Below are 11,515 nucleotides of genomic sequence, written 5' to 3'. Positions count from 1 at the left end.
GCCCTTGCGGCCATCGCCGCGCTCGATCAAGGCATCCACCAGCCCGGCCAGGGCTGCGAAGTCGATGTGCCGCGCGATCACCTGCAGCGGATCGCCCACCTCGTCTCTCTTGTGCTGGCGCGAGGCCTCGGCGAACAGATCGAACTTCAGGGCGCTACGGGGCGTGATCATGGCAAGGGGCGGGTCAGGCTTCTCGGGTCAGGAAGAGAGCGGATGGGTTTTGAGAAGTTCCCGTAGGTGAGTGCTTCGGCGGCGGCGCAACTGGCCTCGCTGACAGTCCGTTTCGATGGCGCGCTGATGGGGATGGTAGAGGGCGCAGTCTTCTGGCGTGCAGGGGCCTTGGTTGCGCGCGTTGCGGGACGAGTGGTAACCTCAGACATGATCTGATTCCTTGGAAATTGGGTGGATCTAGAAGCCATGAAGCGCTCTCACCTGCTTCTTGGCCTCGGGCATCGGGCTGGCTATGTGCCGGCCCTTTGTTTTTCTGGCGGTGCTGTTGCTGTGTTCATGTGGTCAATCGTATCGATTCAGTCCAAAAAAATTGGGGCGAAAAGCACCGCTTTTCGAAGCTTTTCAAGGAAAAGTGGCTCCTGTCTACGCTGCTTTCTTGAGCGTGCCGGGCAACACCTCCAGCAGCACTGACTCGTGGTAACTGTGGACGTTGCCAAAGCGCGGATCACTCACATCGCCGATGATGAGGCCGCGCTGGCGCGAAAGGGCTGCACAGCGGCGGCCCAGCGTGGCGGCAGTCTTGGTGTCCATGGGTATACCGACGAGATTTGCGTATCCCATAACGGTGAAGTGCTTGTTCTCGGGCTGGGTGCGGGCTTCGATCACAGCCACGTTCTCCGCGATGCGGGCAAGTTCTTCGGCTTGGCGCTTTTGCTCCTGCTCCATCGCGTCGATACGCGTCAACGTGAAAATCATCGCGGCGATCTGCGGGTCTTTGACAGGGGGCGCAGCCTTGGCCTGACGCTCGCAGGCGAGGAAGTATTCGCGCACCTCGGAGCCGCGTTCGGTGCCGCTCATCATGGCGATGTGCTTGGCGGCGTCGATGGCGAAGTGGTACTCGTGACGAGTCTGTCCGGTTGCCGAAAGCTCGCCCTTTTGGGCGAGCTTCACATAGTCCTGGTTCTCGACCAGACGCGCACGCTTGATCTGGGCCTTGGCCCAGTTGGTGTAGTCCTTGGTCACGCCCAACTCTGCCTGCAGTTCACGGCCATCGCAGGTCTTGATGAGCTCGCCTTCGATCTGGCGCTCGCGGATGGAGATGTTGACGGTCACTGCTGCTGTCCTTTCTGCGTGATTTCGCGCTCAATCAAACGAACGATCAGGCTGTTCAAGCTCAGGTGCTCCGACTTCGCAAGCGCCTTGGCCTTTTCCTGAAGCGGGCCGGGAACACGAAGGGTGAACGTCACGCCATGGGGCTGCTGGGTGTTCATGCTCTTGTCTTCTTTGGCTTCAAAATGAAGCCGTGCAATTAATGTAGATCGGCTTCATTTTGGTGTCAATGCCATTTTGAAGCCGCCGCGTAGAATCCCCGCCATGGCCCAAGACGACTACATCCGCACAGCGCTGCGCGTGCCGCCCGATCTGCACAAGGACATCCACGAAGCGGCGGATAAAGCAGGACGAAGCTTCAATGCGGAGTTGATCGAACGCCTGTCGAGCACGTTTGAGCAAGAGAGCACCAACAAGCTTTTGCGCGGGAACTTGGTTTTGCTGCGAGCACTTGCCGATTTCGTTGTACTCAGGCACAACCATCCGGAGGTCATGGCTCCCATGGAGGACTCCATCATCAAGATGGCTCAGGCGATCAAAGAGACTGAAGATGAAACGAAGCTTGCCAAGGCGGCTGCGGAGCCGCTCACGGAGTACATTGAGCGCTTGGCTGGGGCATTGGAACAAGTGAACCGACTTCTCGGGCCAGGTTGGGCAAAGAACCTGCCGCAAAATCAAAAGCCCAAGCCCTGACCCCATCTGGATTTCAAATCTGATTGGGTCAACCAACTCAGAACTGAGTGCGTTGGTCATGGTGGAAATCTCCATGGCCTGCCTCACTGCAGCGGATGCACCGGGCCGGTGTAGAGCCCGCCCATGGCCTGGATCTCGTCCGCATGGAGTGCGTTCAGCCGCTGCAGCTCTTCAACCGTGGTCCCGAGCGTTGCCGCGATCTGCTCCAGCGAGTACACCGGGCGGCCGTGCTCATCGACATGGGTTGTCTGCGGGATCAAGCCCAGTTCCCGCGCCTTGTCGCTCATCTTTTTCTTGAGAGCTGGCGGCGCATAGCGGTGCAGTTCGGCGAACAGGCGGCCGTATTCCGGGCGATGGATGGCCTCTTCTCCATGCTCGGCGCGGACTCGCTCGATGGCGTGGCCGGCGGCCCAGAAGCGCGGATCGACTCCATCAGGGCCGGGGCGCAATACGTCGGCGGGATAGTCGGGCGCGGGCGCCTCTTCCATGGGCACGAGCCTGGCGTTGAACTGCTCTTCGATGATGCGTGCACGCAGCTCCTTGGGAATGCAGTTCATGGCATCCGTGGCGAGGTTGATCATTCGTGCACTGGACTGGTTGCGGCGCAGCAGCGCATGCAGCGTGCCGGCCTGCTTGAAGCCGTGGGCGGTGGCCTCTCTCAGGAAGCGTTCGATGAAGGCGCGCGATACGGCCTGCCCCTCCGGCGTGGTTTCGGCTGGATCACCGTAGGCAGCATCGCCAGCGATCAGGACAGAGCCCGCCAAGTTGCAAAGGTACTCGCCCGGCTTGGTGGGATGCGGTTTGAAGGGGGGTTCGTGTTTCATGGGTTCAGTCTCTCGTGGATGCCACGCGGGCACTATGCAAAGCGCTTTAGAAATTTGGTCCTCAAATTCAGGCGTGCGGCGCGTTGGTCTTCTGATTGCGTCGGCGGCGGGCGGATTGATGACTGCGCCACAGCAAGCCGAAGGCCCAGGCCATGGACTGAGCCAGGCCGCCACCGGCGCGGCGGCGCATGGCGGCCAGATTGATGAAGCTGGTGATCGTGCTCATGCCGGATCACCGTGCTCAAGGCTGGCGCTATCCAGGTGGGCACCGATCAAGGCAGCTTCGGCGGGAAGGGGAATTGCTGCGACAGAGTTCGCAGTGGCCAGGATGCCGTTCATGGCGCGGCGCACGCGCACCGCATGATCCCGGCCCAGCGCGTGGGCCAAGGTCATCAAGCCGGCTTCGAGTGCTTCGACGGTGGGCTGGCCCTGCGACTCCAGGATCGTGGCAGGGGCACCAGGCTCCAGCGTGACTGGAACGGTGGAATAGGCGCGGCCACTCTCGGCCTGGGCATCGCACCAGTCAGCCAAGTCGCGGGCGCGGTTGGCCCATTCCTGGGCTAGGGTTGCGGCGGTGCGCAGGTTGCAGGCTGCGGCGGGCCAGCGTTTGCTTTCGATGGCGTTCTTCGCCATGGCACAGCGGCGCGCGTGCTGTTTAGGTGCCGCTTCGAGGAAGGCGGCGGGCTCTGTGGGTTGCATGGTCACTCCATCGGTTAACCAGCACACCACCCGCTACGCCCCTTCAGGAGCTAACCCCGCCTGCTGCTTCCTGTCTGCTTAGGCCACGTATCGCCTGGCCTGGGGTGTCTCGCGGTTTGTGTGCTGCGATGGATCTATTATCACGAATGTGAATTTTTATGTCAACACGTTCGTGTTTGAAAGCGTTACACTTGCCGTATGCATGCCATCCATGTAGACGAAAAAAAACCCGCAAATGCGGGTGATGTGAAGGTTTGTGTCAGAGTCTTTGATCAGGAGACCAGGATCGGCGTCCGCGTGGAGCGCTGTGGCTGGGTGCATTCCTTCACTGTTCGGCTCAAGGATGGTGCGTTGCCGCCGCAGTACGCGGCAGACCCCGAGATCGTGGCCGCCTATAGGCGGGTGGTATCTGCTCGTGAACGATGGCAGCGTAGGCCACCTTTCCCCAGTACCGATGGTACAACTCTACGTTGACTTCTAGGCGTGGGAATATGTCAGCAAACTGATGGCGTAGGTCGGCTTGCAGTCGATCACCGTGGCGCATCCAAAAGGTAAAGAGTCCCCAGTGATCGATGGCGCGTGGCAGTATTTCGATTGCGACATCCAAGTCGCTATCGGGTCGAGGGCGTCCGTATGCATAGCTGCCGAAAACCCATGCACGCTTGATTTCTGGGGTGGATTGGGCCCAGATGGCAATCAGGTATGCAAATGCTTTTCTCAGTTTGTCTCTTGAATCATCCATCTTCCCACTTGCCCAAAACAATACCGATGATGTGAAAGTTGTCACGGATGGGTTCGTGAGCCGGGTTCAGCGGCTGGAGCCATTGGCGGCCATCTTCGTTTTTATAGACCTTGAATGTCACCTCGTCCGTTCCAGAGAGGCAGGCCACCACGCGGTCGCCGTTGACCGGCGTGCGACGTTCGGGGTCAACAAAGATGTAAGAGCCCTCGGGGTAGCTTTTGCCGTGCCCATGGGGGGCGGTCATGGAGTCACCGCGCACGCGCAGCGCGAAGGAACTTGGGCTGTGGCTGACGGGACAGTCCATCCAGCGGTCGACCTGGCCGGGTGGGTGTGGGTCTGCAGCGTGGCACCAGGCGCCCGCCTGTACCCATGAGATCAAGGGGACTCTGCCGCGAATTTCGGGGCCGGGTTCGACGTTGGCCACACTTTTTGTTGGCAAAGCCTTTGGTACGTCACCTGTTTCCAGCCACTTCGGGCTGACATTGAGTGCCTCAGCTATCGCCAGCAGATCGCGCGGGCGCTTGCGCAGACCGGATTCGATGTTGCCGATGGTCCCTTGAGAGACGTTCGCTTTCTTTGCTAGCGCTGGCTGCGTCAAGCCGGCCTCTTCGCGGGCTTGTTTTAGTCGTTCTGCAATGGTATTCACAGTTGTGATGCTCGCATGGGATTGACCCACGATGGTGATGCATTTAATATCACGATCGTGAAAAATGTAAACTCACCAAAACGCCTTGATGCTGCTATAGAAAACCTTGGCGGCGTCGGAAAGCTTGCCGCTGCTCTGGGTGTTTCTCCGTCCGTCATCAGCAACTGGCGCGCACGGGGCACAACACCCGAAGCAATTCACTGCGTCGCTATTGAGCGCGCCACTGCTGGCGCCGTCACGCGCTGCGACCTTCGCCCCGACGACTGGGAAAAAATTTGGCCCGAACTTGCCGCTCAGTCCAAGGCAGGGGAGGCGAGCCATGGCTGAGTCCATTGTCTCCCTCGATGCCATCCAGCGCCGCGCTACTGGTCACTGCCAGCATGCCCTCCATCACAGAGCGCCCCGCGTGCGCCGCGCCTGGCCCGCGGTCGGCAGCATGACCCGCGAGGCTTGGCACCGCAGCACCAATTCTCCAGCGCGCCACGTCATTTCCAACCTGCTGGTCTCCATCACGCGGACGCGCTCGCCGGTGGGCAATGTGTTCTCGCTGATCGCGGTGCGCGAGCTGCTGTGGAAGGGCACCGGTGCGGCCGGGTGGGTGAAGGGGGTAGGGCGTGATGTGTTCATGTCGTCGGTCCAGTTGTGCTGCGAATCAGCGATGACTGGATCGTCTTTTTTTCCTTTGAAAGTGCACCCCTTCTGACCCCTAAAAATTATGGGAGCCTCTATGAAACTCTTCTATGACGACGAGTTCGATGCCATCACCACGGCGATTGGCAATAGCGGAAAGCCATTCAAGGACGTGGCGGCATTCATGTTTCCCGACATGAAAGTGGAAAGCGCCTACGCGCGCCTGAAGGCGTGCTGCAACCCGTCGGGCGATCAGCGCCTCACGTTCGGACAGGTCCTTCGGCTGATGGCGTTCTGCGAGAGCTACGACCCTCTGTACCACGCCTGCGACGAGACGCTGCACGCGCGCCCTGACCGCAAGGCGCCGGAGGACGAAGCCGTAAAACTAATGGAAGCCATCAACAACGCGGCCGACACGATGAACCGAGCCATGCGTGCGATGGAGCAACTCAAGGCCCGCGGTGGCATCCGGGCGGTGGCATGAGTGATACCGCAATTGAAGAGCTGCGCCGCAAGCTCGCAGCGACTGAGGCTGAAGCAGCACGTTTGCGTCAGCAGCTGGAACAGGCGGAATGGCTGGCCGACTATGACCAAGCGCCGGAGGCTCGATGACCACTCCTACTTGGCAAGAGCTGCGGGACAACGGCTGGATGGTCGTGGATCAGCCCACGCTGCTCCTCGGGGTCTATCCCTCGGCCAGCGGCGCCGTGGCCATCGCGTTCGCGCACCCGCAGGACGAGATGATGCAAGGTTGCCGGCTCGACCCCAGCAGCGTGCCGCTACTGCTCAAGCAGCTCGAGCTCGCGCAAGGGTATGCGCAAAAGCAGCAGGAAGGCAGCATGGAATTCGCTGCAGCGCAGCTGACGTTCGACGTGCTCGCGCGGCTGCGCAGGGGGGCGGGATGACGAGCAAACCTCTTGTTCCCCTGATACAGGCTGCAGCCATCGCACCTGCCGGGCGCCGGCGGGTCGCCACGGTGCTGGCGCAAGCGAGCGACGCAGCAGCTGGTGCACCTGTCGCCATGACGATGGCTCAGATCGCTGCCGCTGCCGGCCTGTCCAAGGTCCAGGCACGCAAGCACGTGCACGCGCTGACCCAGGACGGCGTGCTGCGCGTACTGGCCAACGCCCACGGCGGCGTGCCAGGCGAGGCGCCCCAGTACGAGTTCGACCGCCAACGCCTCGCGCAGTGCCTCGCATCGGTGCCAGACCTATTCCAGGAGGCTCCGCAGATCAGCGGGCCGACCCATCGCTTCACCTCCGAGGGCCGCTCTTGCATGGTGGCCGAGCTGGCTGGACGGCCTGGCAAGCGCCGAGTCCGGTTCTACCGCGAGGCAAAGGACGGCCTACACGACTACGGCTCGGTGCCATTGCACCAGCTGCTGTGGCCGTGGCGGCTTCAGGGCGGCTGGGACGCCACGGTGTACCCGGTTGTGGAGAACGAAGACGACTACCCCGAGGAGATCTACCCGGGGGAGTTCGAAAAGTTGCAGCAGTGGGCCCAGGCAGCAGCGCTGGGCCGAGTCGAAAGTGTTGTTGAAGCATGAGCAATCCCATCCTCAACCAGTGCTGGCCGCTGCAGATGCCCTTGACGGCGAAAGCAGTGCTGATTTCGATGGCCGACCAGGCGGATGACGATGGCCACTGCTGGCCGTCCATCCAACACCTCAGCGAGCGCACCTGTGCTTCCAAGCGTGCCGTCATCGATGCCATCAAGTGGCTGGAACGCAGCTGCGTCATCGTGGCGGACCGATCCAACGGGAGGCACACCCGCTATCGCGTCACCCCCACACTTTTTGCACCTTCCCAGGACCGCTCGCCGCGGACCCAGGCCCGGCAGACAACCAGTGCAGATGCCGCACCGGTACCGGTGCAAATGCCGCACCAGTGCAGCAGCCGCACCGGTGCAGATGCCGCACCAACCAGTGCAGATGCCGCACCGGTACCGGTGCAAATGCCGCACCAACCGGTGCAGATGCCGCACACTAACCCCCAAGAACCCTCAATTGAACCCTCAATAACCCCCACAACGCGCGCCAAGCGGTCGAGCGCCGAGCTGCCCGATGGCTTTGCCGAATTTTGGGATCGCTTCCCGAAAAAAACGGCGAAGGCCGTAGCGGCGAGCTCCTGGGTAAGGAAGCGTCTGCACGTGGACCAGGCGCTGCGCGAGGTGGTGATGGCCGCGCTGGCACAGCACCGCATGCTGCCGCAGTGGGCGAAGGATGGAGGGCGGTTCGTGCCGAACCCGGCGACTTGGCTCAACCAGGAGCGCTGGACCGACGAGTTCGGGCCGGTGGCGGCGAGCCAGCAGGGCAGCGGCACCTCACACCCGCACGGCAGCCTTGCTGCACAGGCCGCGAGCGTTCCGCATGGCTGGTGGGAGCAGGCCGGCTTCGAGTGCGTGGAGGAGGCGGCCAACTTCGGCTGCTACTGGACCAACTTCGCCCAGTTCCGCGACCGCCGGCGCATCGCTGAGGAGGTTCCGACTTGAACGCGAAAGAGCTATCCCAGCGCCTGGCGGCGGATGCCGAGGGCGTGGCCGCCTACCTGCTGCCCGGCGGCAAGCGCCGTGGCCACGAGTGGAAGGCCGGCAATGTGCACGGCGACGAAGGCGAAAGCCTGTCGGTGTGCATCAGCGGCGCCAAGGCGGGCGTGTGGAAGGACTTCGCGGCGGATCAGGGGGGCGATCTGCTGGACCTGTGGGTGGCCGTGCGCGGCGGCTCGCTGGCCGAAGCCATCGACGACGCCAAGGCCTACCTGGGCGTGGTGGAGGCCATGCCTCACCGCGAAGCGAAGGCCTACCGCACGCCCGAGAAGCCGCGCGGCAAGCTCGCCGTGACAGGGCAGGGCCGGGCGCTGCAGTGGCTGAAAAGCCGAGGCCTGACCGACCAGACCATCGAGGCCTTCAAGGTGGTGGAACAGGTGCGCGGGGAGAGGGTGTATGCCGTCTTTCCCTACCTGAGCGAGAGCGGCGAGTACATCAACGGCAAGTACCGCAACATCGACGACAAGCGGGACATGCGCCAGGAAAAAGAGGCCATGCCTTGCCTGTTCGGCTGGCACCTGATCGACCCGAAGGCACGCACCGTCGCTATCACCGAGGGCGAGATCGACGCGATGTCTTTGCACCAGGTTGGGGTCACCGCGCTGTCGGTGAACCAGGGCGCTGGCAACCACCAGTGGATCGAGAACGACTGGGAGCGCCTGGAGCGCTTCAGCGACATCCTCGTCTTCTTCGACTGTGACGAGCCCGGCGAGAAGGGCGCGCGCGAGATCATCACCCGCCTGGGGCCCGAGCGCTGCCGGCGCGTCCGCTTCGAGGCGCCGATTAAGGACGCCAACGAGTTGCTGATGACCGGCGCAGAGCACGCCGACTTCGATTACCTGATCCAGCGCTCGGCGCCGCTCGACCCCGAGGAGCTGTGCGGCGCGGACACATTCGTGGATCAGGCGATGGATCTGATCAACCCGCCTGGAGGCCGGTCGCCCCATCCACGCCTGGCTCTGGACCAGCAATTCGACTGGTTCGAGTTCCGCCCGGCCGAATACACCCTGTGGAGCGGCATCAACGGGCACGGCAAAAGCGGGCTGATTTCCCAGGTGATGCTGGGCCTGATGGCGCAAGGGGAGGGCGTCGTGATCTTCTCGGGCGAGATGCCGCCCCCGCGGCAGGTGCAGCGCATGCTGCTGCAGGCCACCGGCACGCCCAGGCCGACGCGTGCCTATGCCGAGGTCGTCAAGATGTGGCTCAAGGAAAAGGCCTGGATCTTCAACCTGGTGGGCACGGCCAAGCTGGACCGCCTGCTGGAGGTCTTCGAGTACGCGGCGCGCCGCTATGGCGCCGGCCACTTCGTCATCGACAGCCTGATGATGCTGGACGTGCCCGAGGATGGCCCCGGCGCCATCAGCCTGCAGAAACAGGCCATCCAGAAGATCGTGGCGTTCTCGCGGCGCACGCGCACGCACATCCACCTGGTGGCGCACCCACGCAAGGCGGCCGACGAGTCCAAGGAGCCGGGCAAGCTGGACGTGGCCGGCAGCGGCAAGATTTCCGACGGCGCCGACAACATGTTCAGCGTGTGGAAGGCCAAGAAGGACGAGGCCCCACCGAACAGCAGCGAACCCGATGCCGTGGCCCGCTACGAGGAGCAGCGCAAAAAGCCCGACGCGAAGCTGATCCTGAAAAAACAGCGCAACGGCATGGTGCAGGAATACACGCAGAACCTCTGGTTCAACAAGGAGACCATGCAGTACCGCTCCAGCATCCGGCAGCAACCGCTGAGCCTTGTGCCATTCAGCCAGGAGGACCGTGATGTCGGCCTTGCCCCAACCCTCTGAGCAATTCCCTTCGCTGCGCGACCTGCTCACGGCAGCGAAGCGCGCCTGCGAGCACTGGGGTGACGGGCCCGAGGCGCGGCAGGCCATGAAGGCTGACTGCTTGGCCACGCCGCCTCACCTGCGCGCCGACCTGATTCAGCATTTTCAGGAGAACTACCAATGACAGCTCACATGTCCAGAACACTCCGGTATGGGGTTATGCCATGGCGCTCGGCTGGGCCAATCTTAGGGATCAGAAGCTGTGGCAATGGAGGATGCACCGATGAATGAAGTTGAAACACCGACACGCCCTGCCACGGAGCTGGCTTTGATACCACCGCAAGACAGGATGGAACGCCTGGCGGACCGAGTTCTTGCCGTGGCCAAGGTCATTGCTGCACAGGGGGATGGACGGACCTTCACCGTGGATGCCATCTACGACCAAATGCAGGATATCTCTCGGCAGCGGTTGAAGGATGCGCTCAAGACGCTCAAAGATGCCCGGCGCATTCACGCCTTTGGCGGGAGTAAGTGCGTCAGGGGGATCTACGAGCTTGAGGAATCCTTCCCTGCAGCGCGGGGCGTCTCGCTGTCCACCCTGGCCGATGGCTGGCGCTTGATCGAGGTGGGGGATACTGCGGCCTTGGCGGTGACCCCGCAGGAAGCTGCCGTCATTGGAAGTTACCTCGCTGGGGACGCTGTGCGCATCTCGCTGACCGAGAAGATGCGGATGTTCCAAATGGAGCTTGACGAGGTGCGGCATGAGAATGCCAACCTCAAACAGTCGATGCGCCAGCTGAAGGCGGGCACATGAAGACGAGTACGACCAGCACCTCCCTGTAGGGTTCGTACTTCGTACCACTTCCCGGCATCCTGCCGGGAATGTCTACCGAAGGCCATTCCACCCAAGACAAAGCCTCTCCCAACTGGGAGGCAATCGAGCGCGACTACCGAGTGGGGGTACGCGCTGTCACTGCCATCGCCCAGGAGCATGGCATCACCGAGGGCGCCATCCGCAAGCGAGCCAAGCGTGACGGCTGGGTGCGTGACCTCAACGCCAAGGTACGCGCCAAGGCAGATGAGCTGGTACGAAAAGCCGAGGTACGAACCCAGGTACGAGAAGACCAGCGACTGACCGAGAGCCGCCAGATCGAGGTCGAGGCGAACATCCAGAAGGGCGTGAGGCTGGCCCAGCGTGCCGACATCAAGCGCTCCCGTGCGCTGTGCATGAGGCTGCTGACCGAGCTGGAAAAGCAGACGGACCAGGTGCCCGAGCTGCAGGAGCTGGGCGAGATCCTGCGCTGCCCGGACGACAAGGGCCAGGACAAGCTCAACGACATCTATCAGGCGGTGATCAGCCTGCCCGAGCGCACCAAGACCATGAAGGCACTGGCGGAGGCGCTGCGCATCCTGGTGTCGCTGGAGCGCGAAGCCTTTGGCATCGACGCCCACCCCGACGCTGGCGGGGAAGGCGACAAGGACTTTCTGGAGCGGCTGCTGAATGCCCGCGCCCGCGCAGCCAACCGCTAAGGAAGGTCTGCAAAACCCAGTCCGCCTGCGTGTCCGAGCTGACTGAGGCACGTTGAGTTTCGCGATGCGGATCGAAGCGACGATGGCAGCTCGATTCGCCGGCAAATTCCGGCGTTATGAGCCAGCGGCACGCCCATTTGACGCCCTGCGGACG

19 protein-coding genes and 1 pseudogene are annotated in these 11,515 nt (G+C 62.5%); 12 read left to right on the top strand and 8 right to left on the bottom strand.

All coding sequences use genetic code 11. The features are described from left to right. The 3 genes and pseudogenes from BN2503_RS20270 to BN2503_RS19695 form a co-directional block, all read right to left on the bottom strand. Positions 1 to 171, bottom strand: a pseudogene (locus tag BN2503_RS20270) (IS5/IS1182 family transposase); the annotation flags it as partial. 423 nt (positions 172 to 594) lie between these two features. Continuing rightward, complete coding sequence (locus BN2503_RS17780; RefSeq protein ID WP_054257949.1) at positions 595 to 1,284, bottom strand: antA/AntB antirepressor family protein; 690 nt, start codon at positions 1,282 to 1,284, stop codon at positions 595 to 597. Beyond that, entirely contained in the window at positions 1,281 to 1,442 is a 162-nt protein-coding gene (locus tag BN2503_RS19695) for a toxin-antitoxin system HicB family antitoxin (protein WP_082366666.1), read from the bottom strand. The genes BN2503_RS17780 and BN2503_RS19695 overlap by 4 nt, the downstream gene beginning before the upstream one ends. Positions 1,443 to 1,545: 103 nt before the next feature. Here BN2503_RS19695 and BN2503_RS17775 point away from each other — a divergent pair, with 103 nt between their 5' ends. After that, entirely contained in the window at positions 1,546 to 1,974 is a 429-nt protein-coding gene (locus BN2503_RS17775) for an Arc family DNA-binding protein (protein ID WP_054257948.1), read from the top strand. Between the two features lie 83 nt (positions 1,975 to 2,057). Here BN2503_RS17775 and BN2503_RS17770 read toward each other — a convergent pair whose 3' ends face one another. From BN2503_RS17770 to BN2503_RS17760, 5 genes are all read right to left on the bottom strand, one after another. Beyond that, positions 2,058 to 2,798, bottom strand: coding sequence for a LysM peptidoglycan-binding domain-containing protein (locus tag BN2503_RS17770; protein ID WP_054257947.1), 741 nt, complete (start codon positions 2,796 to 2,798; stop codon positions 2,058 to 2,060). 67 nt (positions 2,799 to 2,865) lie between these two features. After that, positions 2,866 to 3,024 (bottom strand): hypothetical protein, encoded by a 159-nt coding sequence (locus BN2503_RS20765; RefSeq protein ID WP_175537980.1) that lies wholly within the window; start codon positions 3,022 to 3,024, stop codon positions 2,866 to 2,868. Next, positions 3,021 to 3,497 carry a hypothetical protein gene (locus BN2503_RS17765; protein ID WP_054257946.1) on the bottom strand — a complete coding sequence of 159 codons (477 nt, stop codon included), beginning with the start codon at positions 3,495 to 3,497 and terminating at the stop codon, positions 3,021 to 3,023. Before BN2503_RS17765 ends, BN2503_RS20765 begins: the two co-directional genes overlap by 4 nt. 337 nt (positions 3,498 to 3,834) lie before the next feature. Continuing rightward, a complete protein-coding gene (locus tag BN2503_RS21400; RefSeq protein ID WP_074930455.1) occupies positions 3,835 to 4,239 on the bottom strand; it encodes a nucleotidyltransferase family protein in 405 nt (134 codons plus the stop codon). Further along, positions 4,232 to 4,885, bottom strand: coding sequence for a LexA family protein (locus BN2503_RS17760; RefSeq protein ID WP_074930457.1), 654 nt, complete (start codon positions 4,883 to 4,885; stop codon positions 4,232 to 4,234). The genes BN2503_RS21400 and BN2503_RS17760 overlap by 8 nt, the downstream gene beginning before the upstream one ends. 15 nt (positions 4,886 to 4,900) lie before the next feature. Between BN2503_RS17760 and BN2503_RS19685 the strand changes: the two genes are divergently transcribed. The 11 genes from BN2503_RS19685 (at position 4,901) to BN2503_RS17715 (ending at position 11,361) form a co-directional block, all read left to right on the top strand. Next, complete coding sequence (locus tag BN2503_RS19685) at positions 4,901 to 5,212, top strand: transcriptional regulator (protein ID WP_082366665.1); 312 nt, start codon at positions 4,901 to 4,903, stop codon at positions 5,210 to 5,212. Then, on the top strand, positions 5,205 to 5,588 hold the full coding sequence (locus tag BN2503_RS17755) for a hypothetical protein (RefSeq protein ID WP_139235555.1): 384 nt from the start codon (positions 5,205 to 5,207) through the stop codon (positions 5,586 to 5,588). Before BN2503_RS19685 ends, BN2503_RS17755 begins: the two co-directional genes overlap by 8 nt. 24 nt (positions 5,589 to 5,612) lie before the next feature. Continuing rightward, the gene (locus BN2503_RS17750; RefSeq protein WP_054257944.1) at positions 5,613 to 5,999 is read left to right on the top strand and encodes a hypothetical protein; all 387 of its coding nucleotides are present in this window, start codon (positions 5,613 to 5,615) and stop codon (positions 5,997 to 5,999) included. Continuing rightward, a complete protein-coding gene (locus tag BN2503_RS21270) occupies positions 5,996 to 6,127 on the top strand; it encodes a hypothetical protein (protein ID WP_267887079.1) in 132 nt (43 codons plus the stop codon). The genes BN2503_RS17750 and BN2503_RS21270 overlap by 4 nt, the downstream gene beginning before the upstream one ends. Further along, a complete protein-coding gene (locus BN2503_RS17745; protein WP_054257943.1) occupies positions 6,124 to 6,420 on the top strand; it encodes a hypothetical protein in 297 nt (98 codons plus the stop codon). The genes BN2503_RS21270 and BN2503_RS17745 overlap by 4 nt, the downstream gene beginning before the upstream one ends. Further along, positions 6,417 to 7,061 (top strand): hypothetical protein, encoded by a 645-nt coding sequence (locus BN2503_RS17740; protein ID WP_158447371.1) that lies wholly within the window; start codon positions 6,417 to 6,419, stop codon positions 7,059 to 7,061. The genes BN2503_RS17745 and BN2503_RS17740 overlap by 4 nt, the downstream gene beginning before the upstream one ends. Next, positions 7,058 to 8,005 carry a helix-turn-helix domain-containing protein gene (locus BN2503_RS17735; protein WP_054257941.1) on the top strand — a complete coding sequence of 316 codons (948 nt, stop codon included), beginning with the start codon at positions 7,058 to 7,060 and terminating at the stop codon, positions 8,003 to 8,005. Before BN2503_RS17740 ends, BN2503_RS17735 begins: the two co-directional genes overlap by 4 nt. Further along, entirely contained in the window at positions 8,002 to 9,852 is a 1,851-nt protein-coding gene (locus BN2503_RS17730) for a toprim domain-containing protein (RefSeq protein ID WP_054257940.1), read from the top strand. The genes BN2503_RS17735 and BN2503_RS17730 overlap by 4 nt, the downstream gene beginning before the upstream one ends. Then, positions 9,827 to 10,015, top strand: coding sequence for a hypothetical protein (locus tag BN2503_RS17725; RefSeq protein ID WP_054257939.1), 189 nt, complete (start codon positions 9,827 to 9,829; stop codon positions 10,013 to 10,015). The genes BN2503_RS17730 and BN2503_RS17725 overlap by 26 nt, the downstream gene beginning before the upstream one ends. A gap of 99 nt (positions 10,016 to 10,114) precedes the next feature. After that, positions 10,115 to 10,645 (top strand): hypothetical protein, encoded by a 531-nt coding sequence (locus tag BN2503_RS17720; protein WP_139235556.1) that lies wholly within the window; start codon positions 10,115 to 10,117, stop codon positions 10,643 to 10,645. A 68-nt stretch (positions 10,646 to 10,713) separates the two neighbouring features. Beyond that, on the top strand, positions 10,714 to 11,361 hold the full coding sequence (locus tag BN2503_RS17715; RefSeq protein WP_054257937.1) for a hypothetical protein: 648 nt from the start codon (positions 10,714 to 10,716) through the stop codon (positions 11,359 to 11,361). The last annotated feature ends 154 nt before the right edge of the window (positions 11,362 to 11,515 follow it).

This window comes from Paenacidovorax caeni (assembly GCF_001298675.1).
Classification (GTDB): Bacteria; Pseudomonadota; Gammaproteobacteria; order Burkholderiales; family Burkholderiaceae_C; genus Paenacidovorax; species Paenacidovorax caeni.
This window is presented reverse-complemented; position numbering and strand designations above follow the sequence as displayed.

Coding starts and splice junctions, on each gene's coding strand:
- BN2503_RS17755 (WP_139235555.1), top strand. CDS start 5,205: ATGGCTGAGTCCATTGTCTCCCTCGATGCCATCCAGCGCCGCGCTACT.
- BN2503_RS17725 (WP_054257939.1), top strand. CDS start 9,827: ATGTCGGCCTTGCCCCAACCCTCTGAGCAATTCCCTTCGCTGCGCGAC.
- BN2503_RS17740 (WP_158447371.1), top strand. CDS start 6,417: ATGACGAGCAAACCTCTTGTTCCCCTGATACAGGCTGCAGCCATCGCA.
- BN2503_RS21400 (WP_074930455.1), bottom strand. CDS start 4,239: ATGGATGATTCAAGAGACAAACTGAGAAAAGCATTTGCATACCTGATT.
- BN2503_RS21270 (WP_267887079.1), top strand. CDS start 5,996: ATGAGTGATACCGCAATTGAAGAGCTGCGCCGCAAGCTCGCAGCGACT.
- BN2503_RS19685 (WP_082366665.1), top strand. CDS start 4,901: ATGGGATTGACCCACGATGGTGATGCATTTAATATCACGATCGTGAAA.
- BN2503_RS19695 (WP_082366666.1), bottom strand. CDS start 1,442: ATGAACACCCAGCAGCCCCATGGCGTGACGTTCACCCTTCGTGTTCCC.
- BN2503_RS17735 (WP_054257941.1), top strand. CDS start 7,058: ATGAGCAATCCCATCCTCAACCAGTGCTGGCCGCTGCAGATGCCCTTG.
- BN2503_RS17720 (WP_139235556.1), top strand. CDS start 10,115: ATGAATGAAGTTGAAACACCGACACGCCCTGCCACGGAGCTGGCTTTG.
- BN2503_RS17750 (WP_054257944.1), top strand. CDS start 5,613: ATGAAACTCTTCTATGACGACGAGTTCGATGCCATCACCACGGCGATT.
- BN2503_RS17770 (WP_054257947.1), bottom strand. CDS start 2,798: ATGAAACACGAACCCCCCTTCAAACCGCATCCCACCAAGCCGGGCGAG.
- BN2503_RS17745 (WP_054257943.1), top strand. CDS start 6,124: ATGACCACTCCTACTTGGCAAGAGCTGCGGGACAACGGCTGGATGGTC.
- BN2503_RS17715 (WP_054257937.1), top strand. CDS start 10,714: ATGTCTACCGAAGGCCATTCCACCCAAGACAAAGCCTCTCCCAACTGG.
- BN2503_RS17775 (WP_054257948.1), top strand. CDS start 1,546: ATGGCCCAAGACGACTACATCCGCACAGCGCTGCGCGTGCCGCCCGAT.
- BN2503_RS17765 (WP_054257946.1), bottom strand. CDS start 3,497: ATGCAACCCACAGAGCCCGCCGCCTTCCTCGAAGCGGCACCTAAACAG.
- BN2503_RS20765 (WP_175537980.1), bottom strand. CDS start 3,024: ATGAGCACGATCACCAGCTTCATCAATCTGGCCGCCATGCGCCGCCGC.